24 protein-coding genes and 4 tRNA genes are annotated in these 25,430 nt (G+C 35.6%); 20 read left to right on the forward strand and 8 right to left on the reverse strand.

The genetic code is table 11. The features are described 5' to 3' along the window. Positions 1-37 precede the first annotated feature (37 nt). Both AC2A1G_RS00585 and AC2A1G_RS00590 read left to right on the forward strand, forming a co-directional pair. Positions 38-838 carry a hypothetical protein gene (locus AC2A1G_RS00585; RefSeq protein ID WP_484045021.1) on the forward strand — a complete coding sequence of 267 codons (801 nt, stop codon included), beginning with the start codon at positions 38-40 and terminating at the stop codon, positions 836-838. A gap of 121 nt (positions 839-959) precedes the next feature. Next, positions 960-3,062, forward strand: a complete 2,103-nt coding sequence (locus AC2A1G_RS00590; RefSeq protein ID WP_484045022.1) for a T9SS type B sorting domain-containing protein — start codon at positions 960-962, stop codon at positions 3,060-3,062. 49 nt (positions 3,063-3,111) lie between these two features. Here the strand turns inward: AC2A1G_RS00590 and AC2A1G_RS00595 are convergent, their stop codons facing one another. Beyond that, a complete protein-coding gene (locus AC2A1G_RS00595) occupies positions 3,112-3,471 on the reverse strand; it encodes a nuclear transport factor 2 family protein (RefSeq protein ID WP_484045023.1) in 360 nt (119 codons plus the stop codon). A gap of 75 nt (positions 3,472-3,546) precedes the next feature. Here AC2A1G_RS00595 and AC2A1G_RS00600 point away from each other — a divergent pair, with 75 nt between their 5' ends. The 3 genes from AC2A1G_RS00600 (at position 3,547) to mtaB (ending at position 6,124) form a co-directional block, all read left to right on the forward strand. Beyond that, entirely contained in the window at positions 3,547-4,068 is a 522-nt protein-coding gene (locus AC2A1G_RS00600; RefSeq protein WP_484045024.1) for a DUF1572 domain-containing protein, read from the forward strand. A 2-nt stretch (positions 4,069-4,070) separates the two neighbouring features. Beyond that, on the forward strand, positions 4,071-4,712 hold the full coding sequence (locus AC2A1G_RS00605; RefSeq protein ID WP_484045025.1) for a hypothetical protein: 642 nt from the start codon (positions 4,071-4,073) through the stop codon (positions 4,710-4,712). A 65-nt stretch (positions 4,713-4,777) separates the two neighbouring features. Further along, positions 4,778-6,124: a tRNA (N(6)-L-threonylcarbamoyladenosine(37)-C(2))-methylthiotransferase MtaB gene (gene mtaB, locus AC2A1G_RS00610; protein WP_484045026.1), complete on the forward strand. Its 1,347-nt coding sequence runs from the start codon at positions 4,778-4,780 to the stop codon at positions 6,122-6,124. Here mtaB and AC2A1G_RS00615 read toward each other — a convergent pair. Next, a complete protein-coding gene (locus AC2A1G_RS00615; protein ID WP_484045027.1) occupies positions 6,121-6,804 on the reverse strand; it encodes a hypothetical protein in 684 nt (227 codons plus the stop codon). The two genes, mtaB and AC2A1G_RS00615, sit on opposite strands and share 4 nt — an antisense overlap. A gap of 163 nt (positions 6,805-6,967) precedes the next feature. On the opposite strand from AC2A1G_RS00615, the gene AC2A1G_RS00620 reads away from it, so the two are divergent. Then, positions 6,968-8,473: an FMN-binding glutamate synthase family protein gene (locus AC2A1G_RS00620; RefSeq protein ID WP_484045028.1), complete on the forward strand. Its 1,506-nt coding sequence runs from the start codon at positions 6,968-6,970 to the stop codon at positions 8,471-8,473. A 189-nt stretch (positions 8,474-8,662) separates the two neighbouring features. Here the strand turns inward: AC2A1G_RS00620 and AC2A1G_RS00625 are convergent, their stop codons facing one another. Next, positions 8,663-9,406 carry a hypothetical protein gene (locus AC2A1G_RS00625; RefSeq protein ID WP_484045029.1) on the reverse strand — a complete coding sequence of 248 codons (744 nt, stop codon included), beginning with the start codon at positions 9,404-9,406 and terminating at the stop codon, positions 8,663-8,665. A gap of 55 nt (positions 9,407-9,461) precedes the next feature. On the opposite strand from AC2A1G_RS00625, the gene AC2A1G_RS00630 reads away from it, so the two are divergent. After that, positions 9,462-9,899: an RNA-binding S4 domain-containing protein gene (locus AC2A1G_RS00630; protein WP_484045030.1), complete on the forward strand. Its 438-nt coding sequence runs from the start codon at positions 9,462-9,464 to the stop codon at positions 9,897-9,899. A 17-nt stretch (positions 9,900-9,916) separates the two neighbouring features. On the opposite strand, the gene AC2A1G_RS00635 is transcribed toward AC2A1G_RS00630, so the two are convergent. Next, positions 9,917-10,432: a shikimate kinase gene (locus AC2A1G_RS00635; protein ID WP_484045031.1), complete on the reverse strand. Its 516-nt coding sequence runs from the start codon at positions 10,430-10,432 to the stop codon at positions 9,917-9,919. Positions 10,433-10,548: 116 nt separating this feature from the next. Between AC2A1G_RS00635 and AC2A1G_RS00640 the strand changes: the two genes are divergently transcribed. The 3 genes from AC2A1G_RS00640 to AC2A1G_RS00650 all read left to right on the forward strand — a co-directional run bounded on the left by AC2A1G_RS00640 (position 10,549) and on the right by AC2A1G_RS00650 (position 10,891). After that, positions 10,549-10,621 (forward strand) — tRNA-Lys (locus AC2A1G_RS00640). A gap of 36 nt (positions 10,622-10,657) precedes the next feature. Continuing rightward, positions 10,658-10,740 (forward strand) — tRNA-Leu (locus AC2A1G_RS00645). A 78-nt stretch (positions 10,741-10,818) separates the two neighbouring features. Continuing rightward, a tRNA-Lys gene (locus AC2A1G_RS00650) sits at positions 10,819-10,891 on the forward strand. A 91-nt stretch (positions 10,892-10,982) separates the two neighbouring features. Here the strand turns inward: AC2A1G_RS00650 and panC are convergent. Continuing rightward, positions 10,983-11,828, reverse strand: coding sequence for a pantoate--beta-alanine ligase (gene panC, locus AC2A1G_RS00655; protein WP_484045032.1), 846 nt, complete (start codon positions 11,826-11,828; stop codon positions 10,983-10,985). Positions 11,829-11,993: 165 nt separating this feature from the next. On the opposite strand from panC, the gene AC2A1G_RS00660 reads away from it, so the two are divergent. The 8 genes from AC2A1G_RS00660 to AC2A1G_RS00695 all read left to right on the forward strand — a co-directional run bounded on the left by AC2A1G_RS00660 (position 11,994) and on the right by AC2A1G_RS00695 (position 22,195). Beyond that, positions 11,994-12,764: a glycogen/starch synthase gene (locus AC2A1G_RS00660; protein ID WP_484045033.1), complete on the forward strand. Its 771-nt coding sequence runs from the start codon at positions 11,994-11,996 to the stop codon at positions 12,762-12,764. 10 nt (positions 12,765-12,774) lie between these two features. Further along, complete coding sequence (locus tag AC2A1G_RS00665) at positions 12,775-14,340, forward strand: DUF4270 family protein (protein ID WP_484045034.1); 1,566 nt, start codon at positions 12,775-12,777, stop codon at positions 14,338-14,340. 30 nt (positions 14,341-14,370) lie between these two features. Further along, the gene (gene glmS, locus AC2A1G_RS00670) at positions 14,371-16,224 is read left to right on the forward strand and encodes a glutamine--fructose-6-phosphate transaminase (isomerizing) (protein WP_484045035.1); all 1,854 of its coding nucleotides are present in this window, start codon (positions 14,371-14,373) and stop codon (positions 16,222-16,224) included. A 110-nt stretch (positions 16,225-16,334) separates the two neighbouring features. Next, entirely contained in the window at positions 16,335-17,750 is a 1,416-nt protein-coding gene (gene porK / locus AC2A1G_RS00675; protein WP_484045036.1) for a T9SS ring complex lipoprotein PorK/GldK, read from the forward strand. Positions 17,751-17,810: 60 nt separating this feature from the next. Next, entirely contained in the window at positions 17,811-18,503 is a 693-nt protein-coding gene (porL, locus tag AC2A1G_RS00680) for a type IX secretion system motor protein PorL/GldL (protein WP_262151634.1), read from the forward strand. A 40-nt stretch (positions 18,504-18,543) separates the two neighbouring features. Next, a complete protein-coding gene (porM, locus tag AC2A1G_RS00685) occupies positions 18,544-20,139 on the forward strand; it encodes a type IX secretion system motor protein PorM/GldM (RefSeq protein WP_484045037.1) in 1,596 nt (531 codons plus the stop codon). Positions 20,140-20,163: 24 nt separating this feature from the next. Then, positions 20,164-21,102, forward strand: coding sequence for a type IX secretion system ring subunit PorN/GldN (gene porN / locus AC2A1G_RS00690; protein WP_484045038.1), 939 nt, complete (start codon positions 20,164-20,166; stop codon positions 21,100-21,102). 55 nt (positions 21,103-21,157) lie between these two features. After that, positions 21,158-22,195 carry an NAD(P)/FAD-dependent oxidoreductase gene (locus AC2A1G_RS00695; protein ID WP_484045039.1) on the forward strand — a complete coding sequence of 346 codons (1,038 nt, stop codon included), beginning with the start codon at positions 21,158-21,160 and terminating at the stop codon, positions 22,193-22,195. A 20-nt stretch (positions 22,196-22,215) separates the two neighbouring features. Here AC2A1G_RS00695 and AC2A1G_RS00700 read toward each other — a convergent pair whose 3' ends face one another. The 3 genes from AC2A1G_RS00700 to AC2A1G_RS00710 form a co-directional block, all read right to left on the reverse strand. Beyond that, on the reverse strand, positions 22,216-22,593 hold the full coding sequence (locus AC2A1G_RS00700; protein WP_484045040.1) for a hypothetical protein: 378 nt from the start codon (positions 22,591-22,593) through the stop codon (positions 22,216-22,218). A 175-nt stretch (positions 22,594-22,768) separates the two neighbouring features. Further along, positions 22,769-22,855, reverse strand: a tRNA-Ser gene (locus AC2A1G_RS00705). Between the two features lie 56 nt (positions 22,856-22,911). Next, entirely contained in the window at positions 22,912-23,928 is a 1,017-nt protein-coding gene (locus AC2A1G_RS00710; RefSeq protein ID WP_484045041.1) for an asparaginase, read from the reverse strand. Positions 23,929-24,215: 287 nt separating this feature from the next. Here AC2A1G_RS00710 and AC2A1G_RS00715 point away from each other — a divergent pair, with 287 nt between their 5' ends. Both AC2A1G_RS00715 and AC2A1G_RS00720 read left to right on the forward strand, forming a co-directional pair. Continuing rightward, the gene (locus tag AC2A1G_RS00715) at positions 24,216-24,875 is read left to right on the forward strand and encodes a TrmH family RNA methyltransferase (protein WP_484045042.1); all 660 of its coding nucleotides are present in this window, start codon (positions 24,216-24,218) and stop codon (positions 24,873-24,875) included. 9 nt (positions 24,876-24,884) lie between these two features. After that, positions 24,885-25,421 (forward strand): hypothetical protein, encoded by a 537-nt coding sequence (locus AC2A1G_RS00720; protein WP_484045043.1) that lies wholly within the window; start codon positions 24,885-24,887, stop codon positions 25,419-25,421. Positions 25,422-25,430: the final 9 nt, after the last annotated feature.

Raw genomic sequence — 25,430 nt, forward strand, 5'->3', positions numbered from 1 at the left:
TTGAGTCAGTTTTGTAATTCTGCTAAAATTTATGCTCATGAAAAAGACTTTTTCCGATGAAGATCTTGTGAAAAATCTCAGTTTGTATCATCTCAACAGACATCTCAAAAAGAAGCCTATGGAAAAGTACCACCGCAGCATAGATGCTTCTGCACTGCACGACCGTGAGAAATACAAAAAGAAAGCCGAGATTTTACTGCTGAATTCTTTCATGCATCATTTTCCAGACGTGAAATTTGAAAACCTCACCTGCGAAAGTCCGGATTTTATTGCAAAATTAAACGACAAGAAAATTGGTATTGAGCTTACCGAAGTGATCAATCATCTGGAAATGAAAAAAGTAGAAAGCTGCTTGAACAAGATTTTCCGTCAGGCCGAAATATTATTAGAACAGGAAGACACTACGAAATATCGTGGTGTTTATTTTTTGGAATTTACCCAACATTTTAAATTGGATAATCCCGAATATCAGCAGGAAATTATTTTGGATATCTACAAAAGCATTCGTAAAAAAAAGCCAGTGGGTTGTGTGAAAAAAATCAGAAAATCTTCTCATCGCAGAAATGTTTTTATTACTCATGAATATAATCTCAATCTTTTTGATGAATTGTGTTCGGAGAAAATTTTGGAACTGATTGAAAAGAAAAACGAAAAATTCCCATACTACGATACTTCTGTGGATGAATGCTGGCTTGTAATCGTTTCAGATATGAATTCTCTGGCATCCAGATATACTTTTATACAGAACAGGGAAAATCTTGATGAAGTTAAAAGCCCGTTTCATAAAATTTTCCATTTGGAAAACCTTTGCGGAAATTTAACCAGTATAAAAGAATGATTTCTATTTTCGAAAATTGATAAATTATTAGAAATTAACTGATTTTGTGTAAGTTTTAAGTCCGTTTGTTGTAAAGGTTTAAATATTTGTTTAAATTTGATACGAACTAATACACGGGGGTATGAAAAAAGCTATACTGTTTTTACTTATATTAATTTCAAATTTTTACTTTTCTCAGGGAGACTGTGTTACGGCATTGGGGGTCTGCGGAAATTCGAGCATTACCTACAGTCCAACTGGGATTGGAGCTACAAACGAAAGCTTGGGCGACTGTCTCAGTACAGGCGAGCATAATTCGATTTGGTATAAATTTAAAATTGCCACGAGCGGAACTTTAACCTTTGTTATAAATCCCGCAGATCCTACCGTAGACTATGATTGGGCTGTGTACGGACCCAATACTTCGTGCGGAAGTCTTGGCTTTCCCATCCGATGCAACGCAGCAACAGTGATTGGCGTAAGTCCGGATACAGGTTTGAACATGACAAGCACAATTACCAGTGCAGCGGGCGGATCCAATACACCCTACTGTAAATACATGGATGTTGTTGCAGGAGAAACCTATTTCTTATACTTAGATAATTTTCAGGGAGGAGCAAGTACCAATACTTCGCCATTTACACTCACATGGGGTGGAACTGCTATGTTGGCGTCACCTTTTACAGATCCTGCAATATTGCAGTTTCCTTTAGTGCCACCAGGTACTCCGGCAGCAAATCCTTCTGATCCAAGAGAGATTTTAATCTGTTTAAATCCTGCAGTTTTTGATTTCAGTACTTTAACACCAGGGATCTTAAATGGGAACACTAATTTTGTAGTTTCTTATCATCTTAATCAAAATGATGCACTTTCCGGAGCGAGTCCAATCACCGCTCCAATTGCAGTAAATACAACAACAGTTTACTATTACAGTGTACATTATCAGGATCCGACCAATCCAACCAATCCAATTAATTCCTGTAGAGAAATAGGTAGGTTTAAATTTAAACTGGGGTCAATTTCTTCTTATGACGGGAGTTTAGAGGTGTGTCCGAATGTTGGTACTCCGAATATCGGAACTTTCAATCTGGATCTGGCAAATGTTACTATGCAGTCTGGAGCAATAAAAAAATACTATCCTACACTGGCAAATGCACAAGCTGAAACCGGTCAGATTATTCCTTTTACAGCATATAATTCTGCAAATGGAGTGGTTTATGTAAGAGTTTCCAGTCTTGCAGGATGTTACAATATTGCTCAAATTACTTTGAAAGTAACCCCTCCGAAATATTCAACTGTTGAGGCGAGTTTAGAGTCTTGTTCCAATCCCGGAACTCCGACTATAGGGGCTTTCAATCTGGAACTGGCAAATATTACGGTACCGACGGGAGCTATCAAAAAATATTATCCTTCGCTGGCGAGTGCGCAGTCGGGAACGAATGAAATCAATCCAGCTACCGCTTATGTTTCAGCTAATGGGGTTGTTTACTTAGGAGTTTATCATCCGACGCAATGTTATACAATCTATAAAATTAATTTAACAGTAATTCCTCCGAAATATTCAACGGTCTTAAAAAATCAGGTAATCTGTATTGGTGATCGTGCTACATTAGACGCAGGGCCAGATTTCACATCTTATGAGTGGAGTACAGGTGATACAACGCAGGTGATTTCTGGTGTTCCAGTGGGAACTTATTGGGTAAAGCTTCAGACAGGAAACTGTTTTGCCCTTCAATATGTGAGCGTTTTGTCTTATGCTCAACCTGTCATTACGAGTGTTGATATAACTTTCCAAAAAGTTGTTGTGAATGTAAGCGGAGGAAAAGCACCTTACAAATACTCAATGGATGGCACAAATTGGCAGGATTCAAATACTTTTACAGGCGTAAAAAGAGGGGAACAGACTGTTTATGTGAAAGATGCCAACGAATGTAATGAAGTAGATATAGAAATTACGGTTCCGAATATCGTTAATGCCATCACTCCAAATGGAGACGGACTAAATGATTATGTCGATTATTCTGCTTTGGCATACAAAACAAATCTTGTTTTCACAGTGTATGACAGGTATGGTAACAAGCTTTTCGAAGCCGACAAATTCAATGATTACAGATGGGATGGTACAGCAGGGAATAAAAAAGTGCTGACTGGAAATTACTGGTTCTCATTCACATGGAATGAGCCAAAAAGAAATAACGCCCCTGTAAAATATTCAGGATGGATTTTATTGAAAAACCGGGAATAACTATAAATAATTGATTGAAAAAAGCCATTTCCAAAAGAGATGGCTTTTTTTAGCTGAAAGCTTCAGTATCTTTGAAATAATCTGATAAATAAAGGATTTTGCCTGATTCTGAAAACTGTATAACTGTACAGATTTGGTTTCTGTAAGGATCTCTTCCTGAAAGGTTTCCCAAAGAATCAGTCAGGTAGAAATATTTATCATTTCCCAAATTGAAAATTTCAGAAACGTTCCATTCTATGTTTTCATACCGTCTGAAAATAGCTCTGAATAACGCCAAAACACGGGTTTTTCCTGAAATTTCTTTGGCAGGAGGAATCCAGATTACAGTTTCATCATTAAACCATTTTTCAAGTTCCTGAAGATTTAAGGAGTTTAAATCCTGCATAAAATGGCTTATCTTACAATTCATAGGCGACAATTTACACTTATATACGTTAAAAATGGTAAATTGGTTTTAAATTTAAAAATCTATAAACCTCCAATCATGAAAGATTTATTCATTAAACGTTTTGAGTATTACAAAATGCTCGGAGATAGATCATTATCACAACTTTCTGATGAGCATGTTTTTTGGCAGTTTAACGAAGAGAGCAATTCAATTGCTGTCATCATCAAACATGTTTCGGGAAATATGCTGTCAAGGTGGACCAATTTCTTAACTGAAGATGGCGAAAAACCGTGGAGAAACCGTGATGATGAGTTTCAAAATACTTTTAAAACAAAATCTGAAGTTCTTGATTATTGGGAGAAAGGCTGGGCTTGCCTTTTCGAAGCTTTAAATCAAATTAATGACGGAAATTTATACTCCACAATTTATATTAGAAATGAGCCGCATTCGGTCATTGATGCAGTGTTCAGACAATTAGCACATTATCCTTATCATATTGGTCAGATGGTGTTCATTGCAAAAATGCTTAAAAATGAAGATTGGGAAACGCTATCCATCGCAAGAAATAAATCGCAGGATTTTAATGATGAAATGAAATTGAATTTTCAAATCAAATAAAAATGAAAAACTTCCCAATTAATAAATACAGTGGAGTTATTTCTGAGCAATTTTTCAATAGAAGTATTCGCGATTTTCATGCTGCCTGTCAATATATTTCAAAACTGCCGTACAAGAGAAATTCAGATAAAAATAACATTCAATGTGTTTTTGATGATTTGGGTGGAACCTGCAGTACGAAACACGCGACCCTGCGAAAACTGGCTTTGGAAAACAATCAGTCAGATGTGAAATTGATTCTCGGTATCTTTAAAATAGATTCAGAATACACCGCAAAAATTAAAAATACTTTAGAAAAATTTAATCTGAATTACATTCCCGAAGCTCACAATTATCTGAAAATCGATGATGAATATTTTGATTTTACCAAACATAATTCAGATTATCTTCAATTTAAATCTAAATTATTGATTGAAAAGGAAATAGAGTTTAATGAAATTGTTAATGAGAAGATCTCATTCCACAAAGATTTCCTTAAAAAATGGATTCTTGATGAGGACATTTCTTACAATATAGATGAAATCTGGAATATCAGAGAACAATGCATCAAAGACTTACAGGAAAATGATGACAACGAAATTCAAAATTCGTCTTCCGTTTGTTTTGCCAACAGCCCCGAAGTGCGGGACGATTACAAAGTATAGATTGAATCAATTTAGTTTTCATATTTAAATTATTATCTTTGCACCCACAAAATTCAGAACAATAAATGTCTCATATTCACAGAACTGCCGCATTTCATACCCTTGGCTGCAAATTAAATTTTGCAGAAACATCTACTATTGCCCGTCAACTGACAGATGCAGGTTATGATAAGGTAAGTTTTGATGATAGAGCAGATATTTATGTAATCAATACTTGCTCAGTCACAGAAAATGCAGACCGTGAATGTAAACTGCATGTAAAACGAGCCATGAAAGCTAATCCGGAAGGTTTGGTTGTGATTGTCGGTTGCTATGCTCAGTTAAAACCGGAAGAAATTTCTCAGATTACGGGAGTAGATTTGGTTCTTGGAGCGAAAGAAAAATTCAACATCCTGAGTTATCTGGATGATTTGGAAAAGTCTGAAAGTGAAGGTGTTGTCCATTCTTGTGAAATCGAAGAGACTGATTTTTTTATCGGAAGCTATTCAATTGGAGACAGAACCAGAGCTTTTCTGAAAGTTCAGGATGGTTGCGATTATAAATGTACGTACTGCACCATTCCTTTAGCCAGAGGGATTTCCCGTTCAGACACCATCGAAAATGTTTTGAAAAATGCCAAAGAAATTGCCGCCAGAGATATCAAAGAAATCGTTTTGACAGGTGTAAATATAGGCGATTACGGAAAAGGTGAATTTGGAAACAAGAGACACGAGCACACTTTTTTAGATTTAATTAAAGAATTAGATGAGGTTGAAGGTATCGAAAGAATCCGTATTTCATCGATTGAGCCGAATCTTTTGAAAGATGAAAGCATTGAACTGGTCTCTAAAAGTAAAAGTTTTGTTCCGCATTTCCACATTCCTTTGCAGTCTGGAAGTGATGAGTTATTGAAAAAAATGAAGCGGCGTTATCTTACGAAATTGTACAACGAAAGAGTTAACAAAATTCGTGAAGTCATGCCTCATGCCGCAATTGGCGTTGATGTGATTGTTGGTTTTCCTGGAGAAACGGAGGAACTGTTTATGGAAACCTATGATTTCCTGAATAAGCTTCCAATAAGTTATCTCCACGTTTTCACTTATTCAGAAAGAGAAAATACCGAAGCTGCAGAAATGGACGGTGCGGTTCCGATTCCTGAGAGAAAAAGACGCAACAAAATGCTGAGAATTCTTTCCGAGAAAAAGAAAATGTCTTTCTACCAGACTCAGCTTGGGCAAACGCTTCCCGTACTTTGGGAACACGAAAATAAAGACGGAAAAATGTACGGCTTCACAGAAAATTATGTGAGGGTACAGAAAGATTTTGACCCTGCCTCTGTCAATCAAATCGAGTTTTTAAGACTTGAAAAAATTACTGAAGACGGTGCGGTTTCTGTCATGAATTCTTTTGAGAGTTTTTTGGAGAAAATCTAATCCATTTTTTTCTTTTTACCTTTTACAATAAAAAATACAATCATTGCGCCTATTAGTCCGTAGAAACAAAGACTTCCTACAAGTTTACCAATCTTATAAGCCTGAGAATCTTCCTGATTTGTATTGAATTGATTCTGTGCCGTGAGATTATTTTTTATTCTTATAGAATTAATAATTTTCTTTTCAAAAAATGCTGTGTTTTCATCATTTTCAGAAGGACTTATCAGTAAAAACGAGTATGGGATTTGATTAAGTAATAAAACGTAATTTGTCCAAATGTTTTCCGTACCAGTGATTTTCGTGCTGAAACTTGATTTGAAAAAGTGAAATCCATTTATTGTAACAAGTTCTTTTTTGATGAGTTTGCCTTGACTTTTATCCACCATTCCTTCAAGAAAGCTTTCATAAAATTTTAGAAGTTCACTCTTGTCTTCCAGATAATCATTTATTTTATCCTTGGGTTGCATCACTAAAATCAGATCATCTCCCAAAGCGGACTGTATCGATTTTTGCCCCAAAGTATCTACAATGCTGAATTCTTGTGGAAAATCAATCGAAAGATCATTACTGAACTGGTAAGGAAGTAGTTTTTGTCCAAAAACATTTATAGACAGAGTGAAAAAGAAAATAAAAATATATAGAAATTTTTGATTGATGATCATTCTGTTTAAATTCATCATTGCATATTTTTCCAAAGATAATTATTCGGTTTATAAATTCAGTGATTAATAAAATAGAATATGAAGAAATGGCGTGTTTTCTGCATGATTGTCTGTTTTTTTAAGGGAAGAATATTCTTTTAATCTAAATAATACTATATTTAATTTTTAAAACCACATTTTCATGAGAGATAAGTTTTTATCCTGGGGATTGGCGTTGGTTATTGCAACATGGGTTGTCGCATTACTTATCAAAGCCCATTACTGGATCCCAATATTTTTAACAGCTGTTTACGCGCTGGGAGTTTATAATACCTATCAGACGAAACACGCCATTCTTAGAAACTTTCCTGTTCTGGGATATTTCAGATACTTTTTTGAGGATATTTCTCCAGAAATGCAGCAGTATTTTATTGAAAGAGAAACCGATGGGAAACCTTTTCCGAGAAATCAGCGTTCGGCGGTGTACAGACGTTCAAAAAACCTGAGTGATACGGTGCCTTTCGGAACTCAGCTTGAAGTGAATCACAGAAAATATGAAGGAATAAAACATTCCATTTATGCGAAATCTCCGAAAGAAGAACTGCCGAGAGTTTGGGTGGGTGGCGAACAGTGTACGCAACCTTATCACGCTTCACTTTTTAATATTTCTGCGATGAGTTTTGGAGCATTGAGCGACAGAGCACAGATTTCGCTAAACAGAGGGGCTAAAAAAGGAAATTTCTACCACAATACAGGCGAAGGTGGAATTTCTCCGCATCATTTGGAAGGAGGAGATTTATGCTGGCAAATCGGAACGGGATATTTCGGTTGCAGAGATGACGAAGGAAAATTTAACCCTGAATTATTCACAAAATATGCAACCTTGCCGAATGTGAAAATGGTTGAAATTAAATTATCCCAAGGCGCAAAACCCGGGCACGGTGGAGTTTTACCTGGCGTGAAAAATACACCTGAAATTGCAAAAATCCGTCATGTACAGCCAGGTTTGACGATTATTTCTCCACCATCACATTCCTCTTTTTCTGATGCGGCAGGTTTGTTGAAATTTGTTCAGCATTTAAGAGAGCTTTCTGGCGGAAAACCAGTCGGATTTAAATTGTGCATCGGTGATACCAAAGAGTTTGAAGACATCTGTGTTCAGATGAACGTTTCGCAGATTTATCCGGATTTCATTACGGTCGATGGAGCAGAAGGTGGAACAGGAGCTGCTCCGCCGGAATTTTCTGATGGAGTAGGAATGCCTCTGGAACCTGCTTTGATTTTTGTCAACAGAACGCTGAAAAATTATAATTTAAGAGATAAATTGAGAATCATTGCCAGCGGAAAAGTGCTCACGAGTTTAGATATCCTGAGAGCGGTCGCAATGGGAGCAGACATGTGTAATAATGCGAGAGGATTTATGTTTTCTTTAGGTTGTATCCAGGCTTTGAGATGTAATAACAATAAATGCCCGACTGGCGTTGCCACGCAGGACAAAATGTTAATCAAAGGTCTTGATGTAACAGATAAAGCTGAGAGGGTGTATCATTTTCATAAAAATACTTTACACACCTGCAATGAGTTAATTGCTGCAGCTGGAAGAAGTTCGTATGAAGAAGTAGATGCCTCAATGTTTATGCGGGGCGATGAGTTTGAGCACTTATCAGATCATTATTTTCCGGATATTTTAGGAAATGTGAGAAAATAACATGTAGGTTTTAATTTTTTTTATGCGCCTTTTTCCGCCCTCCATTCCCGCTTTTTTGTGCCTTTGCTTTCCCATTGCTTACAAAAAGAGCTCCATTCAGGTCGGGGCGTGATGGATTCGGTTTCAGATTTAATCATAAAAAAATGCTTCGTTTTTGGCGAAGCATTTTTTGTAAATATTTTTTGAAATTTAATCCTGAGTAGCCATATCTCTTGGTGTAGATTTATAAACCTGAAGATTAAAGATAAAAGTTGTATTTCTAAACGGGGAAGTGTAGCTTGTACCAAATGCATAATGCTCATCTCTGGCATAAGCAGCTCTCGAAGGAACAATAATTACTCCCTGAAGGTTGTAGTTTTCAGCATCAGACTGATTGAATGCTTTAAACTTTCTGATTGCCTCCTGAAAACCTTCCATTTCGTAATAGCTGCTTGGTTTCCCACTTGCCGTTTTCGTAGATGTTTTAGCGTAGTAGAAGATTGGGTCAGAAACTGAGCTTCCTGTTTCATCAAGAGTGCTGTATCCTGAAAAATTTGCATTCGTAAGAAAAGTAACGTTACCATCACTTACACCTGCCAGATATGCTTTTGCTCTCATCATGATTCTCATCACATCGGTGTTGCCGATTGTAGTTCCCGGATCAGGCTGTCCTGTAGTTCTGATGATATATATTGCTCCCGATGGAGTGGTTTGAGGATTCAGGTCTTTCAGTTTTGTTTCATTGTCATCGGCTGTATCTGTACTACTGAATGCTTTTACATTTCCGCGGGAATCCATATAGTTGTTTTCCAGAAACTTTTGGATAGCCTCATTGTCATAATTATTCTGAACGTTGATGTCTTCAGGCTCTTTATAAGTTTCTACTTCATCGTCTTTTTTACATGCTGAAAAACAAAGTGATCCGGCGAGTACATACAAAAATATTTTCTTCATTTTAAAAACTTTACTTACTTTACAAATAATTATCGACAAAAGTATAAAAAAAAATATGAGAATAGATAAATTTTTGTGGAGTATTCGTTTTTATAAGACAAGAACAGTCTCCACTGATGAGATTAAGAAAAACAGAGTTACTATCGGAGGCTCTGTAGTGAAGTCTTCTAAGGAGGTGAAAGAAGGTGATGTAATTCAAATCAGGAAAAACCAGATAGATTATAAAATTAAAGTTTTACAAATCCCTACAGGCAGAATGGGAGCCAAATTGGTTCCTTTGCATATTAAAGACATCACAGATAAAGAACAGATTGACTTGCTCAAGCTTCGCCGTGAATCTCAAAACTATTACAGAGGAAAGGGTGAGGGAAGACCTACCAAGAAAGACCGCCGTGACATTGATGATTACTCCGGGAATGATATTGATCCGGATTTTACAGATTGGGACGATTTCTTCGGAGAATCTGGTTCTGATGAAAAAAATGACGAATAGATACAAAAAACTTTACCTCAGAGGTAAAGTTTTTCTTTTATGTCAGATACTATATCTTCGGGGTTTCTATCATCTGTAGTAATCATAAATTGTGATTTGGAATAAAAAGCATTTCTTTCAAACAAATGTTTTGCAATAAACTCAGGCAAATCTTCGTCTGGAATTTTTGCTACCAAAGGTCTTTTGTCTTTTTGTTTAGAAAGTCTGGCGACTAAAGTGCTGATGTTGGCTTTTAGAAATATACTTTTAGAATTTAGATTGATAATTTCCATATTATTATAATAAGCCGGAGTTCCTCCACCAAGGCTCAAAACGATATTTTCATCGCTTGCCAAGATTTCTTCCAAAACTTCCCTTTCTGTCTTCCTAAAGAAAATTTCTCCCTTTTTTTCGAAGATTTCGGGTATTGTCATCTTCAAACGTTTACAAATCTCTTTATCGAGGTCTAAAAGTTTAAAATTTATTTTGTCGCTTAAGATTTTGGAAATGTGAGATTTGCCACTTCCCATGTATCCTACAAGTGAAATTATCATGAATTTATTTTAAACAAATTTGCAAAAAAGTTTTGAGATAACGAAAAAAGCTATATCTTTGCACCACTAAAAACAAGGGACATTACTTAACAATGAAACTTGATAATAAAGTGACCGACTCGGTAGCTCAGCTGGTAGAGCAATACACTTTTAATGTATGGGTCCTGGGTTCGAATCCCAGCCGGGTCACTAGCAAAAAAATATTTACTTTTAGTAATTTTTTTTGCCTGCGTGGTGAAATTGGTAGACACGCCATCTTGAGGGGGTGGTTTCCTAAGGATGTGCTGGTTCGAGTCCAGTCGCAGGCACAAGCAAAAAAAAATGTTTGTTAACTTGTAAGTTTTATAAAAATAATTATATATTTACGACGTTAATCTTACGTGACCGACTCGGTAGCTCAGCTGGTAGAGCAATACACTTTTAATGTATGGGTCCTGGGTTCGAATCCCAGCCGGGTCACGAGTTTACTGAAAAGTAAATTTTTTTCATATTAATATTTTGTGATTTGGTGTTTCAAAGGCTTCTTTCCAGAAGCCTTTGATTTTTTTATTTAAAGCGGTAGATTATCAATCAATCTTACACCATCTACCATCACAACAATAAATGCTCTGTAACTTCTATCCGCGTAAAAGAATTCTGCTTCCTGGAGATTTTTTTCATCTGCAATCAAAAAATACTCAAGCTGCATATTTTGCTGATCATCAAAAATATCTTCAACTTTCTTTTTTATAATTTCGTAAGAATCTTCTTTAAACCAAGTCTGCACTTTCTTTAATGTTTCAAAAATTACTTTTGAGGCATCTCTTCTGTTTTCTGTTAGACGTTGGTTTCTTGAGCTTAAAGCCAAACCGTTTTCTGCTCTGTAGGTAGGAACTCCCACAATTTTTACAGGAAGATTCTGCATTTCAACCATTTTTCTGATTATGGCAAGCTGCTGAAAATCTTTTTCTCCAAAATAGGCACAATGTGGTCTTACTTGTCTGAAAAGTTCTTCTACCACTGTTCCCACGCCGTCAAAATGACCGGGACGGGATTTTCCTTCCATTTCATTTTCCAATCCGCCAAAATCGTAATGTTTGCTTTTTGCCTGCTCAGGATAAATATCTGAAACTTCTGGTATGTAAACGGCATCTACCAAGCCAGATTTTTTCAAAATATCAAGATCTCTTTCAACATCTCTTGGGTATTTTGCTAAATCTTCCTGATTGTTGAATTGAGTGGGGTTTACAAATATAGACGAAATTACAAGGTCGTTTTCTTTGCGGGCTTCCTTATATAACGAAAGGTGTCCGTCGTGCAATGCACCCATAGTTGGTGCAAAACCAATCCGCTTTCCCATTTCTCTCTGTCTCTCTATGAAATCCTGAAGAATTTTTCTGCTTTTTAAAACTTCCATAATATTTTAATAGTTTATTCAAAAATAATAAATAATGCTGTAATTAGGATGATTTGTTTGATAGATCAAGGTTCTTTTATCGTAAAAAAATGTTAATTAAAATAATGTTGAATGTTTTTTCGTAATTTTGCACATTATAGCATTTTTAAATATAGAAAATAATTTATGCCCAATCAGAAAATACTGTACATTACCACAGAGATGTACCCTTATCAGGAAGATACAAATTTAGCTTCGGTGGTAAACAAAATGGCGCTTAAAATGCACAATGAAGGCAATGATGTAAGAGTTTTTATGCCAAGATTTGGACAGATAAGTGAAAGGAAATTTCAACTGCATGAGGTGATACGCCTTTCCGGGATGAATATTATTATTAATGATTTAGATCAGCCTCTTATCATCAAGGTAGCTTCTTTACCGGGAGAAAGGCTTCAGGTTTATTTTATAGATAACGAAGAATATTTCAAAAGAAAACAGACTTATTTCGATGATGATGGTACTGCTTTTGACGATAATGATGAGCGCGCAATTTTCTTTGCAAGAGGTGTCATCGAAACAATCAAAAAGCTCAATTGGGTACCCGATGTAATTCATCTTAATGGATGGATGGCTTCTTTTGTTCCTGTCTATCTTAAAACTTACTACGGTTCTGATACCTACTTTAAAGATGCAAAAATTGTACTTTCTGTTTACAATGAAAAAAATGCAGCTTTAAGTTCTACTGTTTCTGAAAAACTGAAGTTTGATAATATTTCAGATTTAAAATCGTTAGAAAATCCAAGTTTTGAAAGTTTTGTTATCGAGAGCATGAATTATGTTGATACAATCGTAAAAGGTGACGAGTTTTTAAATGAAAATCTGGATAAAGCTTTCAATGAAACTTCCACAACTAAGTCGGAATATCTTGATGTAGATTCAATCAATACTTTATATTAAAACATATTTAATGATCAACAATATTAAAAGAGCATTTGCTGTTTTGTCTCTGATGGTTTTCGGGAGTGCTATGCTTTATAATTGCGAACCTGAAATCGATAGCTTGGGTGAACAGCTTTTTTTAAATGACGGAACTAACGGAAATGAAGTTTCTTATGATGTTATTGCTTACAATATTAGCAATAATGATGTCATCAGAGCTGACTTTTCTACATTGGGAAGCGCTGTAATCGGAGCTTTTAATGAACCTCAGTTCGGAAGCCAGAAGGCATCTTATTTTACACAAATCAGAATGTCTGCTTATGATCCTGATTTCGGTACTAATGCTGTAGTAGATTCTGTTGTGTTGGTATTAAAGCCAAATTATCCGCAGAGTTCAGATTCTTTAGTAACTACTACCAACGAATCTTATGTATATCCTGACGGAAACGTTGATGCTAAACTTGAGCTGAAGACTATCCCTGTAACTAAATATGGCAGAACAAAAACCGCTGGAAGTATTACACCGCTTACGCTTAAAGTGCATGAAGTGGATGAGTTTATGGGAAGCTATACAGATAGTGTTTTCTCCAATAAAGATTTTGCTGAAGGTGTAGAACTTGGCAGAAAAGTATTTAACGGACTGGCAAAATCTGTAACCATTACGAAAGATTCAAATAACGAGCAGGTTTTTGCTTCTACCAATGATATCAGAATTCCTTTGAATAAAACATTCTTCCAGAATAAAATTATTGCAAAGAAAGGTCAGCCTGAACTTAAGGATATGTCAAACTTCATCAGATATTTCAAAGGTTTGAAGGTTTCTGTTGAGGAAAACGATGGATATTTATTTTCAATCAATCCTAACGATACCGGAACTCAGGTTATTATGTATTATAAATACGACAAAACTGAAAACGGAACCACTACTAGACCACAGGCAACCTATGGTTTTTCTTTAGGATCTGGAAACGTACATTCTTCTTTAATAAAGTATACAAGGCCAACGGCTTTTACAACAGCAATTGATGCTGATGCAACAAATGGTCATGCTAAACTGTATGCTCAAGGAATGGGAGGACCATCTATAGGAATTAAATTTAAACCAGAAGTAATAGAGACATTAAGACAGCGTTTTCAAAAGGATAAGGCTGCTATTGTTACTGCGAAAATAAGGCTTTACACAGACTCTCAAAATTGGAACAATTCTCTTTTGAAACCAAGTCAATTAACTATAGTTCAGAAAGATAAAAATGATAATGGTAAAGTTACAACGGCATTTACTACTGATATTACTACTTTGAGTGGAGCTCCTAATTTTGCTTATTTAAAAGCTTTTAATCTAGATAAAAATCCGGCTTATTACGATTTTACAGTTACCCAGTCTCTGAAAGATATTGTTGAAGCTGATAAAAAATATGCGGATAAATATTTCAAAATTGATCTTGCACAGTTCTTATTAAGTTCAGACGGAGCATCGCTTGCAGGATACAATCTTACAACAAGACCTTTTGCGAAAGAAAGGATGATTTTTGTTGGATCTGACTCTTCAAATGCAGATAAAGTTCAATTGATATTAGCTTACGGATCTAAATAATTTTAATAAACAAAACACAATATATAATTTATGTGCGGAATTGTAGGATACACAGGTTTTCAGGATGCTTACGAAATTGTAATCAATGGCCTTAGAAGACTGGAGTATAGAGGATATGACAGTGCAGGTATTGTACTTGAAAAACCAGATCACAGCCTTGAGGTACAAAAAACCAAGGGTAAAGTGGAGGACTTGGAAAAAATTGCAAGTCAGCTCAAAGGAACTGCAAAAATTGGGATGGGACATACAAGATGGGCTACCCACGGTGTTCCAAGCGACAGAAATTCACATCCCCATTTATCAAATAGCGGAAAAATAGCAATTATTCATAATGGTATTATTGAAAATTATGATACCATCAAAATAATGCTTACTAATAAAGGATTTACTTTCCAATCTGAAACAGATACAGAAGTTTTAGTAAATCTTATCCAATATTTTATGGATATCAATGCAGAAACAGATTTTCCTACTGCAGTAAGATTTGCTTTAAATGAGGTTTACGGAGCTTATGCAATCACTGTAATGCATGAAGATTATCCTGGAGTTTTGGTGGTTGGTAGACTGGGTTCACCTCTTGCTATCGGAATAGGAGATAAAGAATACTTCATCGCCTCAGATGCATCGCCTTTTGTAGAATTTACCAAAGAAGCTATTTATCTTGAGGAAGGTCATATGGCAATTATTTCTTTAGAAACAGGTGTTGATATAAGAACAATTGTAGAGAATTCTAAGATTGAGCCTGAAATCCAAGAGCTTAAATTAAGTTTGGAGCAAATTGAAAAAGGCGGATACGAGCATTTCATGTTGAAAGAAATTTTCGAACAGCCAAAATCTATCCAGGATACTATGAGAGGTAGACTTTTAGTAGATGAAGGTGTCATTAAAATGGCCGGGATTTGGGATCATATTGAAAAGTTTAAAAATGCAAACAGAATTATCATTATCGCTTGCGGAACTTCTTGGCACGCAGGTTTAATTGGTGAATATTTAATTGAAGAATTTGCAAGAATTCCTGTTGAAGTAGAATATGCTTCTGAATTCAGATACAGAAATCCTATTATTACAGATAAAGACGTTGTAATTGCGATTTCTCAGTCAGGAGAGACAGCTGATACAATGGCTGCTTTAAAATTGGCAAAAGAAAAAGGAGCATTTATTTATGGTATTTGTAATGTGGTAGATTCTTCTATCGCAAGAATTACAGATGCAGGTTCTTACACTCACGCAGGTCCTGAAATTGGTGTTGCTTCTACAAAGGCATTTACAGCACAGCTTACTATATTAAGTTTGATAGCACTTAAACTAGGAAAACATAATGGTAACTTGGGTAATGCAGAATTCATGAATCTTATTGCAGAACTGGATGCTATTCCTAAAAGAATTGAAGAGGTTCTAAGTGCAACACACGAATTAACTCAGGAAATCGCAAAAGATTTTATTAATGCTACAAACTTCCTTTATTTAGGAAGAGGATATAATTATCCAGCGGCTTTGGAGGGAGCTTTAAAACTTAAAGAAATTTCTTACATCCATGCGGAAGGGTATCCGGCAGCTGAAATGAAACATGGTCCTATTGCCTTAATTGACGAAAATATGCCTATCGTAATTATAGCACCAAAAAGAGGACATTATGATAAGATAGTAAGTAATGTACAGGAAATTAAAGCCAGAAAAGGAAAAGTAATTGCTGTTGTTAATAAAGGAGATACTCAGGTAAGTGCCATGGCAGATTACGTGATTGAAATCCCTGAAACTTCAGAATGTTTTTCTCCGATAGTGGCGTCAGTACCTTTACAATTGCTTTCTTATTATATAGCAGTTTATAGAGGAGCAAATGTGGATCAGCCAAGAAATTTGGCAAAATCTGTAACTGTTGAGTAAAAAAAAGACTTGGAAATAAAATAACTTTAGTTTTTTTTCGTTATTCTAAAAAAAATCTTAAAAGTTTCTTAAAAAAATTATATATTTACGGCTTAATTATAAAAATTAACATGAAAAGGATATTTCTTTTATTAGTGTCTGCGTCGGTAGCATCGGTATCTTGTTCAGGTGGTGGATCTTCTTCTGTTGGGAAGCCAGGAACAAAAGGAGAATTGATACCTAGAGAAAAAACATCGTCATTTGTAGCGGAAAGACCATACGGTATGGTGGCTATTCCCGGAGGTTCATTTATTGCTGGTATGTCTGGTAAAGACTTAACAGACAATCCTGAGAAAGCACCTCTTAAAACAGTTACTGTTTCTTCATTCTTTATGGATGAAGCTGAAACTACAAATGCTGAATACAGAGTATTCATTAATTATGTAAGAGATTCTATCGCTAGAACAATGCTTGCTGAAGCTGCCGGTGAAGGTGGTGACGGTGGTGGCAGAGGCCAGAGCATCGGAGATTATGCTTATCTTGCTAAAAAAGAAGAAAACCTTACGCCTTATCAGGAATATCTTGATGGTGCAGGTGGAAGAGATGATGGTTTCGATGCAACTAAGAGATTAGACTGGAAAATTCCATTGCATTGGAGTACTTCTAAATATCCTGATGTAGAATATGCTGAAGTTCTTGAGTCTATGTATTTACCGGCTTCTTCTAGAGTTGGAAGTGAAAGACTTTTGGATGTTAGTAAATTAAAATATCAATACAGATGGGGAGATATGGATGCTGCTGTAGCTGAAGATCAGAGAGGTGCAAACTTCTTGAGAAGCGAAAGCATTGCAATCTATCCAGACACTACTGTTTGGAAAAAAGATTTCCACTTTACTTATAATGAGCCATTGTTCGAACAGTATTTCTGGCACAAAGCTTACAAAGATTACCCTGTAGTAGGAGTTACTTGGGATCAGGCTAGAGCTTACTGTAACTTCAGATCTAAATTAAAGTCTGATTACAACGAAAGCTTGAAAAGAAGAAAGCAGGCTCCAATCAAATTCAGACTTCCTAACGAATTCGAATGGGAATATGCTGCAAGAGGAGGTATGCAAAATGCAGATTACCCTTGGGGTGGTCCTTATTTGATGGATGACAGAGGATGCTACCTGGCAAACTTTAAACCAAAAAGAGGTAACTACATGGAAGATGATGTAAAAGGTACTTATACTTATACAGCTCCTGTTAAAAAATTCAAAAAGAACGGTTTCGGTTTGTTTGATATGGCTGGTAACGTTTCTGAATGGACAATTTCTCCTTATAACAACTCATCTTACACATTCTCTTCTACATTAAACCCTTCTACTAAAGATAAATCTGATATTAAGAAATCTGTAAGAGGTGGTTCTTGGAAGGATGTAGGATACATGTTGATGAACGGTGCTAGAGATTGGGAAAGAAAAGATTCTGCAAGAAGCTACATTGGTTTCAGAACAGTACAGGATATTCCGGAAGCTGCAGTTAAAGCAAAAAGAGTAATCAAATAATATTACCATTTAATTTATATTTCATTTATTAACAACTCATTTTAAAAAAAACTAACGTATATGTTTAAGACTAAAGATGCGTGGATGAATTTCTTCTATTCATTCGGTGCGGCAATTGTAATTCTTGGGGCGTGGCTTAAAATTACTCACATTACTCTGGGACCTATTAATGGTAATATCGCACTTACTGTGGGATTGGTTACTGAAGCGATTATCTTCATTATCTTCGCTTTCGATCCACCTGCAGCAGAAGAATCTTACCACTGGGAGAATGTTTACCCTGAACTATTGGATAAGCATGCAAACCCAAACCCTCTACACTCAAATGTTTCAGCTAAAAATACTGTAGATCATTTTGCAGAATTAGAAAATTCTCTTTCTGGTAAATTAGATAAAATGCTTCAGGATGCTAAATTGGATGTACAGTTATTCGACAGATTAAGAACAGGAATCGATAAATTCTCAAGTTCAGTTGATCAGATCAACCAAACTGTAGATGTTTCTGCTTCTACTCACAAATACAACGACCAGTTGAACAAAGCTGCAACACACATGGAAAGCATGAATGCTCTTTATGCAATGCAGTTAGAAAACGGTCAAAGACAGTCTGAATTTGCTAAAAAATATGTTGATGATATGCAGAAGTCAGCAGAACAGTCTGAGAAGTTTAACCAAGAATTACAAGGTTTAACAACCAACCTAAACAGCTTAAACAGAGTTTACGGTGGTATGTTAACTGCTATGAAGTCATAATCCTTAACCATTAATTTAATCAAAAACTAAAGAAAAGATAATGGCAAAAGGAAAACAGACTCCACGTCAGAAGATGATCAACCTAATGTACTTGGTGTTCATCGCAATGATGGCCCTAAACATTGATGTTGAAATCATCAGATCATATTACGATTCTACAAGAGCTCTTAATGAAACTAGAAGCTTAACTGAAGATAAAAACGAAAAGATTTTTGAAAAAACACTTGAAGCTAAAGCTATGCAGGTACCAGATACTTATGCAGAACCTTTGAAGCAGTACCGTGTCCTTAAAACAAAAATCGATGAGTTGGTAAAATTCGCTGAAACTGTAAAAGTAGATCTGAAAAAGAAATCGGAATTTCTTGATACAGATCCTGCAACTGGTAAAATCATGGATGTTAGTGAGAATTTCTCTGCACTGAACAACAATGAGGCTACAACAGAATTTTTCTTCAAGGAAGGTGATGAGAACTCTACATCGAAAGGTGCAGCAGATCTTAAAGCTAAAATGGATGATGTAAGAAATTATATCAATACTACTTTCGGGAAAAATCCTCAATTGGTTGATGTAGTAAACAGAGCAAATAAATCTATTACTACTGAATATCCAAATGGGAAATCTCCAAACGGAAAAACCTGGTTTCAGAATAAATTCTATCACCAGCCGCTTATTGCAGCAATTTCGAATTTAGAAATTATTCAGAATGATGCAAGAAACGTACAGTCTGATGCATTGGCAATGATGCTTTCTGAAAAAGTGGATGCAAGCATTAAGTTTAATCAGTACGAAGCTATCGTTTCTGCACCTACAGACATTATTGCTGGAGGTAAAGCTGAAGCTGTTGTAATGTTAGGATCTTATTCTAACAGTGATAAAATCAGAATCCAAGGGGTTAGCAGACAGGAAAATGGTAAAGGTTATTTACCGTTGAATACTGGAGGAATTGGTAAGAAAGAATTTGGAGGAGCTATCACATTGACAGATGCTGAAGGTAAAGTACAGTCTTTCCCTTTCACACATACTTATAATGTAATTGCAGGTCCTCAGGAAGTAAAACTTGAAAAAGGATTATTGCTATCTGCTGATAAGATGAATGTAATGTATAGAGGTTTAGAAAACCCTGTATCTGGTTCAATCTTAGGTGCTGATAATGCTAAACTTTCTCTAAGTGCTTCTGCTGGAGCAACAGTGAAAAGTACGGGTCAAGGTAAATGGAATGTTATTCCTACAACAGGTACTGTAGTTAAACTTACTCTTTCAGGTACTGAGCCAAATGGTAAATCTGTTTCGCAGGTGTTTGAGTATAGAATTAAAGGTATTCCTAAACCACAAGGTCAGATCAGAGGGAAAAGCGTAAACTTTATGCCGGCAACTTCAATTGCAAATCAGATTGTTACAGCTACATTGCCTGATTTTGACTTCCCAGTTTCGTTTACTGTAAATAGTTTCATTCTTAAATTACCAGGAAGAGCAGGTACTATGATTCAAGGGAATTCATTATCATCTGCTGAAGGATTGATTAGAAATTTAAGATCTGGTGATGTTGTACAAATTTATGACATAAAAGTTACTGCTACTGGTTTGGGTAATCAGGTGTTGAAAGAACTTTCTCCTGTAACTATAAATGTTCAATAAGATTATAATTTGAAAAATCATATTATGAAAAAATATATAAGCAGTCTTTTAGTTATAGCATCTGGGTTTGCTTTTTCTCAGACTATTCTAAATGCTTCATCTCCTGAAGAATTCAGACAGATGAGATCTGATAACATGAGAAAAGTAGGAGATACTGTAATCAGCAATAAAGTTGCTCCTTTAGAATATGGCTTTGTTGATGATAAAGACATCCTTAAAAGCATGATGGTTTGGGAAATTATCGACATGAACGATAAAATCAATCAACCATTCTATTATGATAATCCAAATGGATTACTTTCTAAAACAACAAAATCTCTTTATCAGATTTTGTTAGATGCAGCCATGAATGGTGAGATTGATGAGGTGTATGATGATGAAAATTTCACTACGAAACTTACTCCTGATGGAATTAAGAGTAAATTGGAAAGTGAAAGAATGGATGATGAAGCAATTGAGATTCTAAATACAGGTAGAAGCCTTACAGCTGAAGAAAAAGTAAGATTGATAGATAAAATCAGAACTACAACTGATAAAGTGAAAGTTTTGAAAATTATGGGTATGTGGTTCATCGATAAAAGAGATGGACAAATGAAGTACAGACCTTTGGGAATTGCTGCAATGGGACCAGATCCAACATCTCTTGGTAGAGTTGATGCAGAAGGTAAGCTAATGGATGGAGCTAATGATCTTGTTGACTTATTTTGGGTTTACTATCCAAAAGCTCGTGATATCTTAGCAAACAATTATGTTTACAACAAGAAAAACTCTTCAGCAGATATTTCTTTTGATGATGTAATCAATGCAAGAAGGTTCTCTTCTATCATCTACAAATCTTCTACAGGAACGGGTGAAGGTACAATTTCTGAGTACATTCCTCGAAACGCAGAAGAGCAGCTAGCTGAAAGCCAGAGAATCAAAGAACAGATTCTTCAAATGGAAAATGATATGTGGAATTATTAATAATCCACTTGATATTTATAAAAAACCTGAGTACTTTTACTCAGGTTTTTTTATTATGGAAAATGTAGATTACATTATCGTCGGAGACGGTTACGCAGCACTTTTTTTTGCTCATCATTTGATTAAAGAGCAGAAGTCTTTTAAGATATTCTCAGAAGGCAAAAAAGGTGCGTCACAGGTTTCTGCAGGAATTATCAATCCCGTTGTTCTCAAAAAGTTCACAACCTTTTGGAAAGCTCAGGAACAGATTGATTATCTAAAAACGGTACTTTCAGATATTGAAAACTACACAGGCAAAAACTATTTAATTGAACAACCCATCCATCGTATTTTCCATGATGAAAATGAAAAAAACTTATGGTTGAAAAAATCGTCTTCTGAAGAATTAAATAATTTTCTGAATACAGAGTTTTCTGAATTAATTGATGTGCGAAATCCTTTTGGAACCGGTAGTGTCAGTCAGTCAGCACGTTTAGACGTTGCTTCTTTTTTTAGTGATATGCTCAATTATTTAAATTCAAAAGAATATTTAGTTAAAGATAAATTTGATTACAGTCAAATCAATCTTACAGATAATACTTACAAAGAATTTAAATTTAAAAATATACTTTTCTGCGAAGGAATGGAAGTAACAGAGAACCCGTTTTTCAAAGATATTCCTGTGATTCCTAACAAGGGTCATCATATTAAAGTTAAGCTTCAGAATGATTTGAAAACGAGCATAACGATTAAAAAGAAACACTTTTTATTTCCTCTAAATAACGGACTGTATTTCTACGGTGGAACTTACGACAGAGATCAGCTCCATTCTAAAATTGACGATTCTGCTGTGGAGCAGCTTGTCAATGGTTTAGCAGAAGTTTATCCGTATGATTTTGAAGTGAAAGACATCAGCTTCGGGTTCAGACCCACGGTCAAAGACAGAAGACCAATTGCGGGCAGACATAAGAGTCATAAAGATTTTTATGTTTTCAATGGCTTAGGGGCACGCGGAATCCTCAACGGATGTTTTATCTCAAAAAACCTCTATGATTTTATTGAGAAAGATATCCCGTTGCCTGAAGAAATTTCGCTAGAAAGATTTCTAAGTTAAAAGTTCTCAAGAAAACTCGATTACTGCATTTGAGGTGTCGCCTGCTCAGCATTTTTCTTTGATGTAAAAAGAACCATATTGTAATTCTTTTTCAGAAAAGTTACTTCCTTATTGTTTTCAGTAAACTGATATTCGTTATCAGACGTGGAGTAGGTGTTGCTCTCAAAATCTTTCTCAAGAACGTAAACGCTTCCGTTGTATTTTACCGTTTTAGCCTTGTTTTCTTTGTGAGTTCCTACAGATAGCTTATCTCCAAGGTTATCTGTGTAATCCTGGAAAACGATTTCCTCGTTCGTTTTAGCCTCCTGTTGAGGAATCTGAATGTCGGGATCCTTTGATGGCGCGGTACAGCTGTATAAGACGACAGCCGTCATGATGATGAATAGTTTTGATGACATATTGTGTTTATTTTGTAGATTTAGTGTGATGCAAAAATACAACATTTTATGCTAATAAATGTTAATTTTTATTAAAATAACGAATAATTTATAATAAAACTAAAATATTATGCGAATGTGATATTCTTATTTGAGGTGTAAGTACAAAAAAACCGTCTGTTTACAGACGGTTTAGCAGAGAGGAAGGGATTCGAACCCTCGATACAGTTACCCGCATACTACCTTTCCAGGGTAGCTCCTTCAACCACTCGGACACCTCTCTTTATTTGAGACTGCAAAAGTAAACTATTTCGGCGAATATCCAAATAATTTAGTCAATTAGTCGCTTATTTCTCCACAAATATTCCATGAGAAATTATTGGCAAATGTTCCGCTGTAATTTGGGTTACCAATCAAGTGCATTGCTTTTGTGATTGCCGCTTCCGCAGTCATATCCCGTCCGCTGATGGCTCCAATCTTTGCGAAGACGTTAGAATTTTCATATGTACCAAAAGAAATTCCACCTGAAATACATTGGCTTACCACCACAATTTCAGTTCCGTTATTTCTGATTTGCTGCAGTGTTTCCAAAGTTTTCGGGCTGCTGAAAATAGTCCCCGAACCAAAAACCTGTAAAATCAAAACTTTCATTTTCGGTATCTCCTTAAAGTGATTCAGATTCATTCCCGGAAAAATTCTCCAGAATAAAACATCTTCAGAAATATGTTCATCCACATGAAATTCAATTCTCAAATCAGGTCTGAATAAATTGTCTTTTTCAATTTTCAAATGCACTCCAGATTGCCCCAAAATAGGATAATTCGGGCTGGAATACGCATCAAAATACTCCGCAGAATATTTTAAAGTACGGTTTCCACGCAACAACTTATATTCAAAATAAATCGCAACTTCCTGTATTACCGCATCGTTGAATTCGTACAAACTCGCATAATACAAACTCGTCAAAAGATTTTCTTTCGCATCCGTGCGCAAATCACCAATCGGAAGTTGAGAACCCGTTAAAATCACAGGTTTATTAAGACCTTTTAGCATAAAACTCAACGCTGAAGCCGTATAAGACATTGTATCTGTACCATGAAGAATCAGAAAGCCGTCATATTTTTTATAATTATCAAATACAAGATTGGCAATCATGCGCCATTCATTCGGTCCCATGTCTGAAGAATCGAGCGGTTTTTCAAATGGATGTACAAAAACTTCACATTCCATGAGTTTCATTTCGGGCATTTTCTCAAAAATATTTCCAAAATCAAACGCACGCAGACTTCCGGTTTCATAATCTTTTTCCATACCGATGGTTCCGCCGGTGTAGATAAGCAGGACTTTTCTTTTCATGCTTTCAAAAATACAATTTTTAACATAATTACTGAGCTGATTTTTTAGGGCGCCTCAGAACTACGTTCGTAAATTTCGTTAAAAGCATTCGCTTTTTACTCATTTATGTCATCCGTTCCCGCTTTTTGCTCGTCGTACCTCCTTAAAAAAGGAGCTCCACTCAAGCCGGGGCGCAGATTTTTTTGTTATTCACCGATGTTTTTTAGCCATCAATCTCATATTATTTTACAACATATTCCCAAATTTTATCACTCGTTTTGCCTTTGGAAAATTCTTATTTTTGCGAAATGAAAGAACAGCAGATTTACGACTACCTGAAACAGTTTTTAACCGAAGAAAGATTAAGAAAAATAGAGCATTTTGCTCCAGAAAGTTCAGATTTTATACTTCCGGTGATTGAAGATATTTATCAGTTCAGAAATGCAGCCGCAATCGTTCGTTCTGTTGAAGCTTGTGGTTTTCATAAAGTGGTGGCGCTACAGGAAGACAATAATTTCGAACCGAATTTGAGAGTCACAAAAGGTGCAGATACTTGGGTTGAAGTAGAAAAAATGCCAAGAAATATGGAATCTTTTCAGCAGATTAAAGACAGGGGTTATAAAATGGTGGCTGTGTCGTTAGAAAAAAATGCAAAATTTCTTCCCGAATACGAAATTACCGAACCAATTGCTTTGGTCTTCGGAACCGAAATGCAGGGAGTAACTGAAGAAATTCTTGATTTTGCCGACGAGACTTTAGCGATTCCAATGTACGGTTTTACGAGAAGTTTCAATGTGTCTGTTGCGGCTTCAATCTGTATGTATGAATTAAAACAGAAACTGATAAAATCGCATATTGATTATAAGCTTAATGAAGAAAAACTCTTGCAGATGAAAATCCGCTGGGCTGTAAACTCCATTAAGAGTGGACAGCAGATTTTTGAAAAATATTTACGTGAAAATTTTTAATTTTAGAGAATGAAATTTTTAATCCTGCTGTTTTTTCCTGTTTTTTGTTTTTCACAAACGAATAGTTCAAAGTTTTCAAATCCGTCTAAAGCCAATGCTATTTTAGTAGGTTATCAGGCATCATTCGATCCTAAAAAAGATGAAGACGACTATGATATTTTGAAAACGGTACACATTGTAGAAGTCAGTTATTCAAAGATTTATGATAGGGGAGGAAGGCATCCTGCATCTTTCAATTATTATGTGGGTAATGATTTTATAATCAATTTTAAACAATTCATCATCGGTCCGAAATTCGGAGTTAATTTCAGTGCAAGCGCATTAAGTTTTGGCTCTGAAATGGTTTTTTATACCGATTTTGAAAAATTCTCGCCAAGATTGAGTCCATTTATAGGTTTGGGAGTCAATGGTTTTAAATTATTTATCAGCTTTCCAATTAGATTTTCTAAAACTGAATTTACACCGGTAAATACTTTGAATCTTGGAGTAACTTTGCCTGTCTTTAATGCAAATAAAAATAAGTCTAAAACAACCACTGAGAATTAGTTTTAATTT

The sequence above is a fragment of the Chryseobacterium sp. HNCC26DJ240 genome (genome assembly GCF_057180485.1).

Excerpts from the sequence above, each read along its gene's own strand:
- AC2A1G_RS00605 (WP_484045025.1), top strand. The coding sequence starts at position 4,071 with ATGAAAAACTTCCCAATTAATAAATACAGTGGAGTTATTTCTGAGCAA.
- AC2A1G_RS00620 (WP_484045028.1), top strand. The coding sequence starts at position 6,968 with ATGAGAGATAAGTTTTTATCCTGGGGATTGGCGTTGGTTATTGCAACA.
- AC2A1G_RS00665 (WP_484045034.1), top strand. The coding sequence starts at position 12,775 with ATGATCAACAATATTAAAAGAGCATTTGCTGTTTTGTCTCTGATGGTT.
- AC2A1G_RS00590 (WP_484045022.1), top strand. The coding sequence starts at position 960 with ATGAAAAAAGCTATACTGTTTTTACTTATATTAATTTCAAATTTTTAC.
- AC2A1G_RS00635 (WP_484045031.1), bottom strand. The coding sequence starts at position 10,432 with ATGATAATTTCACTTGTAGGATACATGGGAAGTGGCAAATCTCACATT.
- AC2A1G_RS00585 (WP_484045021.1), top strand. The coding sequence starts at position 38 with ATGAAAAAGACTTTTTCCGATGAAGATCTTGTGAAAAATCTCAGTTTG.
- AC2A1G_RS00700 (WP_484045040.1), bottom strand. The coding sequence starts at position 22,593 with ATGTCATCAAAACTATTCATCATCATGACGGCTGTCGTCTTATACAGC.
- porK (WP_484045036.1), top strand. The coding sequence starts at position 16,335 with ATGAAAAGGATATTTCTTTTATTAGTGTCTGCGTCGGTAGCATCGGTA.
- AC2A1G_RS00630 (WP_484045030.1), top strand. The coding sequence starts at position 9,462 with ATGAGAATAGATAAATTTTTGTGGAGTATTCGTTTTTATAAGACAAGA.
- AC2A1G_RS00660 (WP_484045033.1), top strand. The coding sequence starts at position 11,994 with ATGCCCAATCAGAAAATACTGTACATTACCACAGAGATGTACCCTTAT.
- AC2A1G_RS00595 (WP_484045023.1), bottom strand. The coding sequence starts at position 3,471 with ATGAATTGTAAGATAAGCCATTTTATGCAGGATTTAAACTCCTTAAAT.
- porN (WP_484045038.1), top strand. The coding sequence starts at position 20,164 with ATGAAAAAATATATAAGCAGTCTTTTAGTTATAGCATCTGGGTTTGCT.
- glmS (WP_484045035.1), top strand. The coding sequence starts at position 14,371 with ATGTGCGGAATTGTAGGATACACAGGTTTTCAGGATGCTTACGAAATT.
- porL (WP_262151634.1), top strand. The coding sequence starts at position 17,811 with ATGTTTAAGACTAAAGATGCGTGGATGAATTTCTTCTATTCATTCGGT.
- AC2A1G_RS00625 (WP_484045029.1), bottom strand. The coding sequence starts at position 9,406 with ATGAAGAAAATATTTTTGTATGTACTCGCCGGATCACTTTGTTTTTCA.
- porM (WP_484045037.1), top strand. The coding sequence starts at position 18,544 with ATGGCAAAAGGAAAACAGACTCCACGTCAGAAGATGATCAACCTAATG.
- AC2A1G_RS00600 (WP_484045024.1), top strand. The coding sequence starts at position 3,547 with ATGAAAGATTTATTCATTAAACGTTTTGAGTATTACAAAATGCTCGGA.
- AC2A1G_RS00695 (WP_484045039.1), top strand. The coding sequence starts at position 21,158 with ATGGAAAATGTAGATTACATTATCGTCGGAGACGGTTACGCAGCACTT.
- mtaB (WP_484045026.1), top strand. The coding sequence starts at position 4,778 with ATGTCTCATATTCACAGAACTGCCGCATTTCATACCCTTGGCTGCAAA.
- AC2A1G_RS00715 (WP_484045042.1), top strand. The coding sequence starts at position 24,216 with ATGAAAGAACAGCAGATTTACGACTACCTGAAACAGTTTTTAACCGAA.
- AC2A1G_RS00720 (WP_484045043.1), top strand. The coding sequence starts at position 24,885 with ATGAAATTTTTAATCCTGCTGTTTTTTCCTGTTTTTTGTTTTTCACAA.
- panC (WP_484045032.1), bottom strand. The coding sequence starts at position 11,828 with ATGGAAGTTTTAAAAAGCAGAAAAATTCTTCAGGATTTCATAGAGAGA.
- AC2A1G_RS00710 (WP_484045041.1), bottom strand. The coding sequence starts at position 23,928 with ATGAAAAGAAAAGTCCTGCTTATCTACACCGGCGGAACCATCGGTATG.
- AC2A1G_RS00615 (WP_484045027.1), bottom strand. The coding sequence starts at position 6,804 with ATGATGAATTTAAACAGAATGATCATCAATCAAAAATTTCTATATATT.